The sequence below is a fragment of the Bacillus sp. AFS012607 genome (genome assembly GCF_002558005.1).
GTDB classification, from domain to species: domain Bacteria; phylum Bacillota; class Bacilli; order Bacillales; family Bacillaceae_G; genus Bacillus_A; species Bacillus_A thuringiensis_S.
Genome location: NZ_NTVM01000006.1, coordinates 294724 through 310814, shown reverse-complemented (window position 1 = coordinate 310814; position 16091 = coordinate 294724). Strand labels below are relative to the sequence as shown.

Below are 16091 nucleotides of genomic sequence, written 5' to 3'. Positions count from 1 at the left end.
ACCGCCTTATGTAAGGCGGTTTCTATCATCTTGCTTTAACCAATTTAAAATAAATATATACGATTGATAGTGAATATAACGTATGCAAAATAAAATAAATAAAAGTACTATTCCAACACCACTATAAAGTAAACCGAACTTTAAAAAAACATTCACAAGTGGTGGAAAGTTCATTATATTTTGTAATGTACTAAGCATACAAAATATAATGAAAAAGACAGGGACGTATTGTAATTCATACGGCTTTCTTTTCTTAATCATTCTTTTCCGAATGATTATATGACATAGTTCTGCTACTATAAAGCACCCTCCAATTAATACAAGACCAGAAGTCATTGTCATACATCCACCTGCCTTATATTTATTGTATCGCATAAATAATCATCGTTATATTTTCTTCACATACGCTCCATCTTCTGAAGTAAAGCCAAAACTCTCTATGAAAGAATGCGCTTTTTCTGTTAATTCCTCTTGTAGCACTTTTATTTCTTTCACATTTCTTTGTTTCATCATTTCTTCAAATGTAAAATACGTATTTGTACCATAACCATAACCTTGGTAATCAAAATGAATAATTAGCTGTGATAAAACAGCTCGTTCCTCTTGAACACTATAATCTATTACACCAATATATGTATCATCAACTTTCACACAATACTGTACCTTTTTCTCACCTAAACTATGCGATTTAAACATTTCTTTAACAACGCTTTCATTTTCTATAGTAACTTTCTCAAACGTAATCATATGTTGTCCATCCTTTTACTATTATTGTATCAATAATACTTCCTATTTATGAAAAAAACCTTAAGACCGTATGCGATCTTAAGGTTTTTCTAATTACACTAAGCTATACGCACGTTTTGTTTCTTCATGGAACTTGTTCGTATCGTATTTATGCTCAACATAAATTTGGTGCCATACCATAAACGCAAGTACAGTCCAAATTTTACGGCTATAATCGCCTTTATCTGCACAATGTGCTTCCAGTAAGTTTAATACATACTGTTTGTCGATTAAATGCTCTGTCTTACTTTCGTTTATAATATTTATAGCCCAATCATGCATTTCGTCTTTTAACCAGTGACGAATTGGTACTGGGAATCCAAGTTTTTTACGATCTAATACGTGATCTGGAACGATTCCGCGTGCTGCTTCACGTAAAATAGCTTTCGTAGTTCCGTTAGCAATCTTAAGTTCAGTTGGAATTTTAGATGCAACATCGAATACTTCTTTATCTAAGAACGGTACACGAAGTTCTAATGAGTTTGCCATTGTCATTTTATCAGCTTTTAATAAAATGTCACCGCGTAACCATGTGAACATGTCAATGTACTGCATTTTACTTACATCATCATAATCTTTAATCTCGTTATACAATGGTTTCGTGATATCCATATAGTTAACACTTTCATTGTAATACTTCATTAATTCAGCTTTTTCTTCTTCACGGAAGATTTTCGCATTTCCATAGTAACGCTCTTCAATTGGTGTACATCCACGCTCTAGGAAGCTCTTACCTTTAAATCCTTCTTTAAGAGCACCACTCAATGCTTTTAGAACACTCTTACCTGGGCTAGGAATGTAAGAGAACATTTTTAGTGAGTTTGGCTCACGGTAAATGTTATAACCACCAAATAGCTCGTCTGCGCCTTCACCTGAAAGAACAACTGTTACATGTTTACGTGCTTCTTTAGCAACGAAGTACAATGGTACAGCTGCTGGATCAGCTAAAGGATCATCCATATGCCAAATGATTTTTGGGAACTCATCCATAAATTCTTTCGCTGAAATGAATACGTTATGGTTTTTAACGCCTAATTTCTCAGCAGTTTCTTTTGCAACATCAACTTCACTGAAACCACGTTGCTCAAAACCAACAGAGAATGTTAAAAGATTTGGATTCATTTCTCTTGCAATAGAAGCGATGATAGATGAATCGATACCACCAGATAAGAATGAACCTACTGGTACATCACTACGCATATGCACTTTTACTGAATCATATAGTACATCACGAATTGCTTGGATATGCTCCTCTTTCGTTGCACTTGAAGCATTGAAATAAGGTTTCCAGTAGCGATGGATTTCCATCTCTTTACCGATTTCTTTTACGAAATAATGACCAGGCTCGATTTTATTAACATCAATTGTTAATGTTTCTGGCTCTGGGCCATATTGGTACGTAAAATAATGTTGTAGTGACGTTGGATTAACGCCTTTATCTTCCATCACATGCATAATACTTTTCTTCTCAGATGCGAAGAATGTAGTATCACCTTGCTGTGCGATGTATAGAGGTTTAATACCGAAGTGGTCACGTGCACCGAAAAGTTTCTTCTCTTCACGATCCCAAATCATAAATGCAAACATACCACGAAGGTAGTCTACACATTTTTCTTTCATATGTGCATACAATGCAATAATAACTTCTGTATCAGATTGCGTTGCAAACGTTGCACCTTTTTCAAGTAACATTTCACGTAATTCTACATAGTTGTAAATTTCACCATTAAAAATAATTACATATCGATCATTTTCATAAGTTAGCGGCTGATGTCCTGCCTCTAAGTCAATGATACTTAAACGGCGGAAGCCAAATTGTACATGTTCATCACGAAAATATCCTTCGTCATCTGGACCACGGTGGAAAATCATCGTGTTCATATTTTCAAATTGATGTTTTTCTGTTTCTGAAAACTCTCTAGGGTTTTCACATAAACATCCTACAAAACCACACATACTTCTTACCCTCTTTCGGTTTTCATTCTGTTTCTATACTACTATATCAACCCTATTTATACTAGCATAATCAACTGAATATGGCGACCAAAAACTATAAAAAAATCACTCCATTTCACATTTTTAACAATTTTTTATGAAAACATGAAAACTAGGCACTCACCTTTCTCCGCTTTTGTCATATGATATTGCAAATTGATTTCTAGGAGGGAATACCATGAGTGAAGAAAAAAAAGATTCTTCTCGCCCACCGGTTCGTAATTACTTAAAGCAAATTGATGATTTCTTCGAGCAAACACCTCTTCGCAATGTAATCGCTGATTTAAATCATTTTTTCCAAAAAGGAAACCGTTTATTAACATTCCCTGTAGATTTATATGAAGTTGGTGAAGAACTCGTTGTTACAGCTGAACTACCAGGTATACAAAAAGAGCAAATCCAAATTGAAATACAAAGTGAATACTTAAAAGTCTCTGTAAAAGAAGAGATACTCGAAGAGGAAGAAGAAACATCCCATAACTATTATCGCCGAGAACGTTCCATTTCAGAAGCATCAAGATTGATTAAGTTGCCGTATTCAATTAATAAAAAAGCAGCAAAAGCTTCTTATCAAAACGGCGTATTAGAAATTCGGGCGCCGAAACTTCCCCAACAACATGACATTTTATCCATAGACTAATGCAAAAAAAATAAGGGTGCTATGCACCCTTATTTTTAATCCACTAATCGCTTCATATCACGTATAATGTCTTCGTATGGCGTATTACTAATGCCACTATACTTTTTCATTACTTTTCCGTTTTGATCAATTAAATAAAATGATGTACCATGCATGACCTGACCGTTCTCCGGCTTATCTACAAGTGATTGGAAATTATCTTTTGAAAACTTTGTAATATCTTCTAACGAATATCCCGTTAATAAATTCCAGTTACTAGTATCCTCTGTAAACTTTTGAATAAATGCTTTCAGATTTTCTGGTTTATCAAGGTCTGGATCTACACTAAATGAAACAAACTGAACGTCTATCTTCTCTTCTTTTGCCATCTTTTGCAGCTTGGCCATATTTGCAGTCATTGGTGGACAAACTGTTTGACAATTTGTGAACATAAAATCTGCAACCCAAACTTTCCCTTTTAAATCTTTTGTACCAAATTGCTTTCCATCTTGATTTGTAAATTGGAAAGTTTCTAAATCCCAATTCAATGGTTTACGAAGCTTTGAACCTGATCCACTACATCCAGCAAGTACAAAGAGACAAAATACAACCATAAGACCAATTATTTTTTGATAACGCTTCATTTATAAACCTCTTTTCTCTATCCTAAATTTAAATAGGTTATGTTTATAATAACAAAAGTTAACACTACGAGAAAATTGTTTACTACATTTGTTCACGAAATCGTACGAATTTACGTATGTTACTTCTTTATTTCAAGCGAATTACTAGACAAAATATATTTTTTTACTATTATTTCTATAAATAGAAGTGATAAAACTATTTTTATTGTTACTTTTGTAAATACCTTTCCCTATTTTTTAACAATTCCTTAAACATTAATCCATGTTTTACACTGTATTCCTTAACAACATTTCGGTACAATACAAATACAACGATTTTAAATGAGGTGATGTTCATGGCAAAGCGCTATGAAAATATGGATAATGTTAGTACAAAAAAATCAATTCGCTCTTTTTTACGCTGGCGTAAAGAACGAAAGCAAAACAAAAAAGATTTTTCTTTCTTAGTAGAACAATCACCCGTTAAACAAAGTGCATTTTTGCAAAGTAATGTAAAAAAAACGACTGTCACATGGATTGGGCATTCTACTTTTCTTATCCAAACGAATGGACTTAATATATTAACAGATCCAGTATGGGCCAATAAATTAAAGCTAGTTCCAAGACTTACAGAACCTGGACTCTCTATAGAAGCACTACCTAAAATTGATATTGTCCTTATTTCACATGGTCATTATGATCATTTAGATTTTTCAACTCTTCGTCAGTTGAATGATGATGTTCTATACCTTGTACCTATCGGATTAAAAAAATTATTTACTCGTAAGAAATTTAAACATGTAGAAGAGTATAAATGGTGGGAAAGTACGATAATTAACGAAGTTTCTTTTCACTTCGTACCTGCTCAGCACTGGACGAGAAGATTCTTATTTGATATGAATACGTCTCACTGGGGGGGATGGATTATTGATAATGAAACGACTATGGAAACCATATATTTTTGTGGCGACAGTGGCTATTTCCAAGGTTTCAAAGAAATTGGTGAACGCTTTTTAATTGATATTGCTCTTATGCCCATTGGCGCTTATGAACCAGAATGGTTTATGAAAGTATCTCATGTTTCACCTGAAGAGGCTGTGCAAGCTTATTTAGATTTAAACGCTACTCATTTTATACCGATGCATTACGGAGCATTTGCACTCGCCGATGAAACACCTCGTGAAGCAATAACTAGACTTCGAAATAATTGGAATTTGCGCATGTTACCATGGGAACAACTGCATGTACTCTTTTTAGGCCAAACTTTTATTTATAGTAACGCAACAAATGATAAGCAAATAAATGAAAAAATTGAAACTTTACATGTGTAACGTAGCGACTGATTTTCTACATCTAACATATAATATAGAAAATCCTATAGTGAAGGCTTTTACGGACAGCCCGTTACCTAACCTCTTTGCTCCAGCTAAATTTTGAGGTGGGAGTTTTACTGTCCGCAAATTGCGGGATAAAGGGTGTTTTCTATGAATAGATATTTACAGACTCGCTATATCATTAGCGGTAGTGCCTGTATAGCTCTTCTTATTTCTTACTTTCTATTTACATAAAAAAGCTACTTGAAATATATTTTCAAGTAGCTTTTTTATTACTCTGCTAAATACATAAATCCGATTGCACCCGGACCTGTATGAGTACTAATTATAGGCGTTGTATAGAAAATTTCTGATTGAGCAAACCCACTCACTTTTTCAACCGCCGCTTTCATACTTTCAGCTAAAGGAATTGCTTTCGCATGTGGAATTGCAACAGCCTTTACAACTTTTCCAGCTGTATCTTGCTCAAATAACTTAGCTAATGTTTTTACAATTTGGCCTTGGCTACGAACTTTCGTTACAGGATTATAAACACCGTCTTCAAGACTAGCAATTGGCTTTATATTAAGCAGCGAACCGATAAACGCTTTTCCTTTACCGATACGTCCACCCTTCACTAAGTTTTCTAATGTATCTACTACTACATATAAACGAGTATTCTTTCTTACTTCATCTACACGTTTTAAAATTTCTTCTAGTGAGCGCCCTTCATTTGCCATTTTTGCAGCTTCAATTACTTGATATGCTAAAGCATGTGTAATAAATTGAGAATCAACAACTGTTACTTTTGTATCGGTCATTGATGCAGCACTATTTGCAGTTGCTACAGTACCACTCATTCCACTTGTCATATGAATGGAAAGTACTTCACTTCCATCTTCACCTAACTTGTTATACATTTCTACAAATGTACCCATTGCTGGTTGCGATGTTTTTGGTAATTCCTCTGATTTAAGCATTTCTTCAATAAATTCATCTGGTTGTAGATCAACGCGATCTAAATATGTTTGTCCATTTACAGAGATTGATAATGGTAGAACATGAATGTCATACTTCTCGATTACTTCTTGTGATAAATCTGCCGTTGAATCTGTTACAATTTTAATTTTTTGCATATTATATTCTTCCCTTTCCAATACGCTCTCCTTGTTATTATACTAGTATTCCCATTGCTTTCAACAATTTGGAACGAAATTTCATCAAATTAATTATATTTTTATATCTAAAATGAAAAAGACAGAGCTCCTAACCCTGTCTCTACTCTATATCATGCATTTTTTTCAAGAGTATTTGTTTTATATACATTTAAATAATCATTCCACTTCAAACAATTTTGTAAATATTCACGGAAAGAATATGCAAATCTTGGATGTTTTTGTTTTTGAATTTTTGCAATAAATAATTGAAGACGAGACTGAATTAGAAACGATAATGGATGCTGCGCCTGTAGGACAGGGATTTCGAATATTTTAATACAATCCCCTGTTGAATGAGTGAAATAAAAACTTTTCGTAATCACAATATCAATCCTCTTTTTCATTGGATTTTTGAACTTCCTCTACTTTGCGTTGTAACACGTTGTTTAACGTGGAGTAAAATCAGACTTATATGATTTCTGTAGTCCTTATGGCTAGAAGATTTATACTCTATTCATCTCCACCTAATCCATCTTCCCATCCTAAATATCTCCGAGACGGGAATCTCATTATCCATCAATTGTTTAATACATTTAGTATAAGCTTATAAAAGCGCAAAGTTTGTCTAAATTTTGGAGATTCTATAATTTTTTTCTTCTATATATTGTATACGTTTATAGCTATAGTATAACCAATAAATAAAAAAGTGCCTTTATAACGAGGCACTTTTCGACTGCATTTCTTCTCTTTTCTTTTTCCTCTTACTAACAACCTTTGATAAAGCAATACTTACTTCATAAATACAAATAAGCGGCACCGCAACTAAACTATGAGATAAAAAGTCAGGCGGTGATATACAAGATGCAATGATAATCAGTGCTACGTAAGCATATCTTCTTATTTTTATTAAAAATTCCGCCGTAAGTATTCCAATACTAGTTAAAAACATTACAACGACTGGTAATTCAAAAATCACAGCAAATGGGACTGTTAAATTAAGTACAAAATGAAAATACTTTTCTGTCGTAAACATCGTATTAAACATTTCATTACCTATCGTAGTTAAAAAGTGAAATAGAAATGGCATTACAATAAAGTATCCAAAACATAAACCTGCAATAAATAATATAGACAATACCGGTATATACATTATTGTCATCTTTTGTTCATTTGGATGTAAACCCGGTTTTACAAATAACCAAATTTGTATAGCAGCAAAAGGAATTGTACAAACGATAGCAAATACTGTAGCAATCGAGAAAAAAATCCACAATACATCACTTGGACCGAGAACAGTTAATTTCATTGGTAAATCTTTTACAAGCCAAAAATAAATATCCTTTGTAAAAGTAAATCCGATAATTAAAAATAGTACAAAGGATAACACCGTATATATTACTCTTTTTCGAAGCTCAACAATATGTTCTACTACGCTCATTTCCCGATCTTCCAACTCGTTCACCACACTTTATTTATCCATTACAAGGAAAATACATTACATTTTTTCTTTCTTTTCCTTTTCTTGAAATGCGTCATCTGTCAATTCTTTCGTTGATTTTTTAAACTCTTTTAACGTTTCCCCTAAAGCCTTCCCGATTTCCGGCAATTTTTTAGGCCCAAATAAAATGAGTACTGCTACTAAAATTAAAATTAACCCTGGAAAGCCAATATTTGAAAACATTTCCCCATCCCCTTTATTAGTAGTTTCCTTGTCCTACTATTACATAATTTTATTTTGTCAAAAAAGTTTGAAAACGTCAACAAATCCATTGCCTTTTGTCAAAAAAATTCAAAAATATAATCAATTATACAAATTTCATTTTCTATTGCCCTTGTGTATGATATGGTAAGGGAAATGACATATTATTTCATGATAGTAGAAAGGATTTGCATTATGACTGAAAAAATGACACGAATGACCCAATTTGTAAAAGAAGAAATTGCAAATGCAATTACACATGGTATCGGTGCCATTTTAAGCATCCCTGCCTTAATCATATTGATTATTCATGCTTCTAAGCACGGTACCGCATCAGCTGTAGTTGCATTTACTGTTTATGGTGTAAGCATGTTCTTACTGTACTTGTTTTCAACATTGCTACACAGCATCCATCATCCTAAAGTTGAAAAAATATTTACTATTTTAGATCATTCAGCCATTTACTTATTGATTGCTGGCACGTATACTCCTTTTCTACTTATTACACTTCGTGGCCCATTAGGATGGACGTTACTTGCTATTATATGGACACTTGCAATCGGAGGTATCGTCTTCAAAATTTTCTTTGTACGTCGCTTTATAAAGGCATCAACTTTATGTTACATCATTATGGGCTGGCTCATAATCGTTGCCATTAAACCACTTTATGAAAATCTAACTGGACATGGTTTTTCACTACTTTTAGCAGGTGGAATTTTATATTCTGTCGGAGCTATATTCTTCCTTTGGGAAAAGCTACCTTTCAACCATGCCATATGGCACCTGTTCGTTTTAGGTGGTAGTGCGATGATGTTCTTTTGTGTACTCTTTTATGTCTTACCTACAGCATAATAAAAAAGGTTTCAGCTTACTATAAGCTGAAACCTTTTTTACTACTTATGTAATTGTGATGCGATAACTTCCTGTGTATGCTTCGTTAATTCTTTAATATCCATATTCGCATAATCTTCAGGTGTAATCGGCTTAGAAATTGTTACTGTTGCATGAGCTGGCTTCATACGATTTCCATTCGCTTCAAACATCTTATATGTACCATCTAACGTTACAGGTAAAATTGCTACACCTGACTTTACTGCAAGATGAAAACTACCAGCCTTAAACTCTCCAACTTCGCCACCCTTACTTCTTGTCCCTTCTGGGAAAATTACGATAGAATGTCCATTCTTTAATAGCTCGATTCCATCTTTAATTGCTTTAAGAGATTGACGACGATCGCTACGATCCATAAATACACAATTCATAAGTTCCATCCAAGTTGGCACAACTGGGAACTTTTTAATTTCTGCTTTTGACACGAATCCAATTGGTTTATTTAAGTAACCTAGTAAAACAGGGATATCCATATTACTTTGGTGATTACTTACAACTAGTACCGGCTTGTCTTTCGGAACATTTTCAAGCCCTTTCACTTCTACTGTCCCTCCAGCTACACGTACCATTTTCTTACCAAACCAATTTGTCGTTTTGTACACAGCATTATCTTTTTCTTTTGGCGCCATCGTATTTACTTGTCTTTTAAGACGCCACATTCTCGGTGTAATCGCAATTACGATTAAAATTAAATAAAAGATTTTAAAAAACGTTTGAATCATACAGAACCCCCACCTATTATCATTCCGACCTTCATTATACTAGACAAACGAAGGAAAAAGAAGAAAAAAAGTCCAAACATCAAGTGTTTGGACTTTTTAAGGCATTCTATATTAGAAACGTTTTGCTAATTCACGAGCATTAGCAATTGCTGCTTCTTTAATTTCTTGTGCTTTTTCAGGGTTTGCATTCATACCTTCAACTGCAATATATTCAGTTTCATTTACTCCGACAAATCCTAATACAGTTTTTAAGTGATTACGACCGAAGTCTACAGCTGCGTATGCTCCTTCAGAATATACGCCACCTGTTGCTTGAATGTGAAGTGCTTTTTTACCTTCTAATAAGCCAACTGGACCATTTTCAGTATATTTGAATGTTTTACCTGCGATTGCTACGTTATCTAAGTATGCTTTTACTACTGGTGGATAGCTAAAGTTCCACATTGGAGTTACGAATACATAACGATCTGCATGCATAAATGTTTCTAAGTTTGTGTTCATTGCTGCTACTTTTTGTTGTTGAACTTCAGTTAAAGTTTCAAAACCTTCACCTGCTGCAAATTTACCCCAAGCACCAAATACATCTGCATCGATTGCTGGTACAGTAGTATTGAATAGATCAATTGTTACAACTTCGTCTTGTGGATGCTCGTTTTTATAAGCCTCGATGAAAGCTTCCCCTACTGCCATTCCGAAAGAACCTTCTGCTGAATTTGGATTTGCTGTGATAAATAGTACTTTTGTCATTGTATTCTCTCCCTTTTTTCTCTTTATCTTTAATTCAAGATTTATTTTTCGAAAGTTAATAACTTACCTTATGTAAGTATAATACAAAAAGTTTTAATTAATGTCAATAAAAAATAGCTACTTTTTTTTCGTAAGTTAATGATTTATTTTGTTTCTTTAAAATTTAGTATACAGATATTAAGACTCCTCATACAAAAAGGCTATCTCTATAATTTATAGAGATAGCCTTTTATTACATATTATTTTTGAAAAACATGTTTTACTTTTTCAGCTGGAATGTTACTTCCACCTCTACCTTTTACATCTTCAATCATCATTGTAATGACCATATCTGGTGAATTCAAATCAAATGCAGCGAACCAGCCTAGTTCTTTTCCTTCGGCCTCTTTGGATACTTTTAATTCCGCTGTACCTGTTTTTCCAGCAAGAGTCATTCCATCAATTTTAGCAATTTTCCCTGTACCATCCGGATCATTAATTACTTTCGTCATAGCAGTTTTTAATATATCCTGATTTCCTTTAGAAATTACATTTTCTTTCCAAGCTTTTGGTTGTTTATCTGTTTTAATAATATACGGTGATGGAATCGTTCCATCATTTACAATTGGCGCATACGTTAAAGCTAAATGAAGAGGAGTCATTAATACTTGCCCTTGTCCATATCCTGTATCTGCCATTTGAATATCATTTTTAATACCGTCATTTGCAATTTTAGAAGCAGGGAATCCATATTCAATTGGTAATTTTTCATCGAATCCGAATTTTTTCGCTTCACTCATAAACTTGTCTTTTCCGATTTTCAATGCTTCTTGTGCGAAGTAAATATTATCCGAGTATTTCATCGCCTTATCAAAATCAATCGGATTTGCATCTTTCACACGCGTTACATAATAATTACCCCAAGAAGAATCTTTTGTCCATTTTAATCCTTCAATTTTTAACTCTTCTTTTGGATCAATCGTTTTCGTTTCAAGACCAATTGCAGCTGTAATTGGTTTAAATACAGAACCTGGTACCGATAATTGTGTAAAGCGATTCGTCATCGGTTTTTTCGGATCATTATTCCAAGCTTCGCGTTGTGCTTTCGATGTTCCTCGTGCAATTAAATTCGGATCATATGCTGGACTACTTACTAGTGCAATTGTTTCTCCACTTTTCGGATTAATTGCTGCACTTGAACCAGCTTCGCCCTTCATTTCATTGTACGTTTTTTCTTGAACAGCACTATCAATAGTTAAAGTTACGTTTTCTCCATCAACAGCATCTGTTTTTGCCAAGTTTTTAATTTCTTTTCCTTGTGCATCTTCTACAAAGACACGGCCACCTTTTTTACCGCGTAGCTTTTCCTCTAATACTTGCTCTAAACCAGCTTTACCAACTGGATCATCAGCTTGATAGCCTTTCTTTTGAAGCGTTTTTAAATCTTCAGCATTTACCTTTCCGATATAACCAGTTAGATGAGCTGCCGCTTCCCCTAATGGATATGTACGAACATTTACAGGTTTTGTTGAAACACCTGCTAAATCAATGTACGTATTTTGCGTTGCCCCTTCAGGCAAAATTCCAATTGGTACGAGATACCCTGGTTTTACCCATTTAGCAGCTAATTTTTGATCAATTTCTTCTACAGTCATATTTAACAACTTCGCTACTGTCTCTTTCGTTTGCGGAGCAGTATCGTCTAATTTTTCTGGAACTATTCCAATTTCAGAAGCTTTCCCATTCGTTGCAAGACCTTTTCCATTACGATCGTATATTTCACCACGTTTTGGCTGTGTTGTCTGCATACGCACTTTACTATCTTTCGTCATACCAGGGAAAATAAAATCAGGAGTCCAATCTATTTTCCAAGATTCTTTATCTCCATCTTTTTCTTTCACCATTTTTGCTTCATGGCCAAAAGTAATTTTACCACCAACTGTATCCATGCTTACTTTAAAAGGAACAGGGCCTTCATCTTTTTTATCTTCTTTTACTTCCCCTGTTTCTACCTTTAAGTCTTTTACTTCGATACCAGAATAAATTTTTTCATATTTCTCAGTAAACTCTTTCTTTGAAATATCTTTTTTTGCATTTTTTGATAGTTGATCATACATATCTGCAAATTTTTGTTTATTCCATGCTTTTACATATGTATCAAACGCTTCTTGTGGTTTTTCTTCTTTACCGCATCCAACTAACATGAATGTTAAGCAAAGAAAAAGAATCCCCCATATCTTTCTCAATCCATTCTCCTCCTCTTTCTATATTAGTAATTTTGAAAATTTTAGCATTTTTTACATGCTACCTATCATTATAGCACTATCGAATCTCATCTATAAACTTATATTGGTGAATATAAATAAAAAGATTGATGCGAATTCTCACATCAACCTTTTTTATTATTGTTGTTTCTCATATACATGGTAATAATACGTATACGGGTTTTGTTCATCCGTTAAACCTTTTTCCACAAAAATCTCTTTCCAATTTGTCATATCCATTTCTGGGAAGAATGTATCTCCTTCAAATGCATAATGGATTTTTGTTATATACAATTTGTCTACATAAGGTAAAAAGAGATCATAAATTTGCGCCCCGCCAAAAATAAAAATCTCTTCTTCATTTTTACATAGTTCAAATACTTCTTCTACAGAATGAACAACTTCACATCCTTCAACGTGATATCCTTCATTACGAGTTACAATAATATTACGTCTTCCAGGCAGCGGTCTACCAATCGCTTCATAGTTCTTTCTTCCCATAATAAGCGGGTGACCCATCGTTGTTTTCTTCACGTATTGTAATTCACTCGGTAAACGCCAAGGTAAATTATTATCTTTACCAATTACTCTATTTTCGTCCATTGCGACCATAAATGAAACAATCATTTTTTCATCTCCTCTACAATTATACTGCAACCGGTGCTTTAATTGCTGGATGCGGATCGTATCCTTCAATCGTTAAATCTTCCATTTCAAAATCGAAAACAGATTTCACATCTGAATTTAATGTAAGTTTCGGGAACGGACGTGGTTCACGTGCCAATTGCTTTTCTACTTGTTCAAAATGATTTGTATAAATGTGTGCATCTCCAATTGTATGAACAAATTCTCCTACTTCAAGACCACATTCATGTGCAATTAAATGTGTTAGTAGTGAATAACTTGCGATGTTAAATGGAATTCCAAGGAATATGTCACCACTTCTTTGATATAACTGACAAGAAAGTTTTCCGTCCGCTACATAAAACTGGAATAATGTATGACAAGGCGGTAATGCCATACTCGGTACGTCTTCAGGATTCCAAGCAGAAACGATTAAACGACGTGAGTCTGGTGTTTTTTTAATCATTTCAATTACATCTTTTAATTGATCAAGTGTCTCACCGGCTGTCGTTTTCCAAGCACGCCACTGTTTACCGTATACGTCTCCTAAATAACCATATTTATTTGAGAAATCATCATCTTCTAAAACGTTCTTTTTAAACAATTCCATTTGCTCATCGTACTGTACTTTAAATTCTTCATCTTGTTGTGAGCGAAGACCAAAATCAGTCATGTCAGGACCAGTATACTCGTCACTTTCCACCCAGCTCTTAAATGCCCATTCATTCCAAATATTATTATTATGCTGCAATAAATAGCGAATATTTGTATCACCTTTCATAAACCAAAGTAGTTCACTTGCTACAAGGCGAAATGGTACTCTTTTTGTCGTTAATAAAGGAAATCCTTTACTCAAATCAAAACGCATTTGATATCCAAATACAGATACAGTTCCTGTCCCTGTACGATCTTCTTTCTTCGTACCATGTTCCATTACATGGCGGCATAAATTTAAGTATTCATTTTCAGCATGTTTCATATGTAGGAAAACCTTCTTTCAATCGTATATGCAATTTATCATAACATGAAAAATGGTAAAGTTAATAATCCTAATTAATAAAATTTCTCCCACTAATTCTTACAAAATTATTAACTTTCCAAATTTAAAAAGGTTTTCATTTTCTATTACCGAAAGTATAGTGCGGTAGAACAAAATTTATATTTGGAGGTTAGAAGTATGTCTAAATTTGGAACGCCTGTTATGACTTCTTTACAAACAACGGTTGAAAAAATGATGAAGGATTTAAATGTTCCTGGTGCTGCTGTCGCTGTAATAAAAGACGGTGAAGTTATTATTTCAGAAGGTTTCGGCTATCGTAATATAGAAACAAAAGAGGCTGTTACACCGCATACTCGATTCGCAATCGGTTCCTCAACGAAAGCTTTTGGCACACTTTCATTAAGTTTGTTAACACAACAACAAAAATTTAATTGGGATAGTCCTGTCCAGTCTTTTATACCTAACTTCTCTTTATCTGAAGTACTTGCTAGCTCACAAGTTACCGGACGAGATTTAGCTTCTCATCGAACCGGTGTAAGCCGTCATGAGGCTCTTTGGTATAGCTCTTCCTTATCTCGAAAAAATCTCGTTGAAAAAATAAAACATTTACCACTTGATGCGCCGTTCCGAACAGCGTTTCTATATAACAACTTAATGTATACAACAATCAGCTACATTGTGGAAAATATTACAAATCAAACGTGGGAACAATACGTTACAGAACATATTTTAGAGCCTTTAAATATGAATCAAACAAACTTCTCTGTTACAGATTCACAAACTACAGATGATTATGCTTTACCTTACGTTGAAAATGAAGGTAAAATAAAAGAAGTTCCATTCCATAACATCGATACAGTTGGAGCTGCTGGGTGTATTAATTCTACAATTGAAGATATGGCAAATTGGGTCCTTCTTCACTTAAACAAAGGTAAATTTGGAAATCATGAATTAATCTCCTCTGAATTATTACAACAAATGTATACACCACATAATTCCATTCCAGATCAACCAGTTTTATCACTTCCTGAATCTCCATTAAATAGTTACGGTCTTGGTTGGTTTATTAGCGCTTACCGTGGTAATAAGGTAATTCATCATGGCGGTAATATTGATGGGTTTTCAGCACTTGTTTCATTCATACCAACAGAAAACATAGGCCTTGTCATTTTAACGAATGCTGGAGGAACATTACTTCCTACTTATCTCGCTAATCAAATTTATGACGAACTACTTGAATTAGAATCCATTGATTGGCATAAACGTGCTGTAGAAGATACTGAGAAAATGAAGGAAATGATGAAAGAAGCAACTGAATCGCTTCCTGAACAAATTAAAGGGACTACACCTTCTCACAAGTTAGAGGATTATACTGGTACTTTTGAACATCCTGCATACGGAACATTACAAGTATACAAACAAGATGATTCGTTATTTGTACAATTTATGGAGATGAAGGTTCAATTGCACCATCATCACTACGACATCTTCTCTGCAAAAATTGACTTATTCCAAATGAAAATGAGTTTATTATTCGCTTATGAAATGAATGTGAGTGGTGAATTCCCATCTCTTCAGTTACATGTGCCAGCTATGTTAAGTACTCAGCCGCTGACATTTAAGAAAATCAAATAATTATTTTGATGGTAAAAAATAAAGGTAGGTGCGAATC

General features: G+C 33.9%; 17 protein-coding genes. 4 read left to right on the top strand and 13 right to left on the bottom strand.

From position 1 onward, the window contains the following. Positions 1–6 precede the first annotated feature (6 nt). From CN409_RS06270 to asnB, 3 genes are all read right to left on the bottom strand, one after another. Complete coding sequence (locus CN409_RS06270) at positions 7–336, bottom strand: hypothetical protein (protein ID WP_000200457.1); 330 nt, start codon at positions 334–336, stop codon at positions 7–9. 51 nt (positions 337–387) lie between these two features. After that, positions 388–747 carry a GNAT family N-acetyltransferase gene (locus CN409_RS06265; protein WP_000627501.1) on the bottom strand — a complete coding sequence of 120 codons (360 nt, stop codon included), beginning with the start codon at positions 745–747 and terminating at the stop codon, positions 388–390. Between the two features lie 93 nt (positions 748–840). Further along, a complete protein-coding gene (gene asnB, locus CN409_RS06260) occupies positions 841–2742 on the bottom strand; it encodes an asparagine synthase (glutamine-hydrolyzing) (RefSeq protein ID WP_000333819.1) in 1902 nt (633 codons plus the stop codon). Between the two features lie 217 nt (positions 2743–2959). Between asnB and CN409_RS06255 the strand changes: the two genes are divergently transcribed. Further along, positions 2960–3421, top strand: coding sequence for an Hsp20/alpha crystallin family protein (locus tag CN409_RS06255; protein ID WP_001288086.1), 462 nt, complete (start codon positions 2960–2962; stop codon positions 3419–3421). Between the two features lie 35 nt (positions 3422–3456). On the opposite strand, the gene CN409_RS06250 is transcribed toward CN409_RS06255, so the two are convergent. Continuing rightward, the gene (locus CN409_RS06250) at positions 3457–4044 is read right to left on the bottom strand and encodes an SCO family protein (RefSeq protein ID WP_000833341.1); all 588 of its coding nucleotides are present in this window, start codon (positions 4042–4044) and stop codon (positions 3457–3459) included. 335 nt (positions 4045–4379) lie between these two features. Here CN409_RS06250 and CN409_RS06245 point away from each other — a divergent pair, with 335 nt between their 5' ends. Further along, positions 4380–5354: an MBL fold metallo-hydrolase gene (locus CN409_RS06245; RefSeq protein WP_001129637.1), complete on the top strand. Its 975-nt coding sequence runs from the start codon at positions 4380–4382 to the stop codon at positions 5352–5354. 275 nt (positions 5355–5629) lie between these two features. On the opposite strand, the gene CN409_RS06240 is transcribed toward CN409_RS06245, so the two are convergent. From CN409_RS06240 to CN409_RS06225, 4 genes are all read right to left on the bottom strand, one after another. Next, the gene (locus tag CN409_RS06240; protein ID WP_014894780.1) at positions 5630–6472 is read right to left on the bottom strand and encodes a DegV family protein; all 843 of its coding nucleotides are present in this window, start codon (positions 6470–6472) and stop codon (positions 5630–5632) included. Between the two features lie 152 nt (positions 6473–6624). Further along, entirely contained in the window at positions 6625–6876 is a 252-nt protein-coding gene (locus CN409_RS06235; RefSeq protein WP_000629010.1) for a DUF2535 family protein, read from the bottom strand. 329 nt (positions 6877–7205) lie between these two features. Beyond that, a complete protein-coding gene (gene tatC, locus CN409_RS06230) occupies positions 7206–7931 on the bottom strand; it encodes a twin-arginine translocase subunit TatC (RefSeq protein WP_000117643.1) in 726 nt (241 codons plus the stop codon). A gap of 57 nt (positions 7932–7988) precedes the next feature. Beyond that, positions 7989–8174 (bottom strand): twin-arginine translocase TatA/TatE family subunit, encoded by a 186-nt coding sequence (locus tag CN409_RS06225; protein WP_000492443.1) that lies wholly within the window; start codon positions 8172–8174, stop codon positions 7989–7991. A gap of 213 nt (positions 8175–8387) precedes the next feature. On the opposite strand from CN409_RS06225, the gene trhA reads away from it, so the two are divergent. Continuing rightward, positions 8388–9044 (top strand): PAQR family membrane homeostasis protein TrhA, encoded by a 657-nt coding sequence (gene trhA / locus CN409_RS06220; protein ID WP_000136889.1) that lies wholly within the window; start codon positions 8388–8390, stop codon positions 9042–9044. Between the two features lie 41 nt (positions 9045–9085). Here the strand turns inward: trhA and CN409_RS06215 are convergent, their stop codons facing one another. The 5 genes from CN409_RS06215 to CN409_RS06195 form a co-directional block, all read right to left on the bottom strand. Next, a complete protein-coding gene (locus CN409_RS06215; RefSeq protein WP_000616579.1) occupies positions 9086–9805 on the bottom strand; it encodes a lysophospholipid acyltransferase family protein in 720 nt (239 codons plus the stop codon). Positions 9806–9916: 111 nt separating this feature from the next. Beyond that, positions 9917–10552 carry an FMN-dependent NADH-azoreductase gene (locus CN409_RS06210; protein ID WP_000170033.1) on the bottom strand — a complete coding sequence of 212 codons (636 nt, stop codon included), beginning with the start codon at positions 10550–10552 and terminating at the stop codon, positions 9917–9919. 239 nt (positions 10553–10791) lie between these two features. Beyond that, positions 10792–12777, bottom strand: coding sequence for a penicillin-binding protein 3 (gene pbpC / locus CN409_RS06205; protein WP_001227237.1), 1986 nt, complete (start codon positions 12775–12777; stop codon positions 10792–10794). Between the two features lie 156 nt (positions 12778–12933). Continuing rightward, a complete protein-coding gene (locus CN409_RS06200; RefSeq protein WP_000637208.1) occupies positions 12934–13422 on the bottom strand; it encodes a dihydrofolate reductase in 489 nt (162 codons plus the stop codon). Between the two features lie 19 nt (positions 13423–13441). Further along, positions 13442–14398: a thymidylate synthase gene (locus CN409_RS06195; RefSeq protein WP_000679602.1), complete on the bottom strand. Its 957-nt coding sequence runs from the start codon at positions 14396–14398 to the stop codon at positions 13442–13444. Positions 14399–14596: 198 nt separating this feature from the next. Here CN409_RS06195 and CN409_RS06190 point away from each other — a divergent pair, with 198 nt between their 5' ends. Further along, positions 14597–16054: a serine hydrolase gene (locus tag CN409_RS06190; protein WP_000032719.1), complete on the top strand. Its 1458-nt coding sequence runs from the start codon at positions 14597–14599 to the stop codon at positions 16052–16054. The last annotated feature ends 37 nt before the right edge of the window (positions 16055–16091 follow it).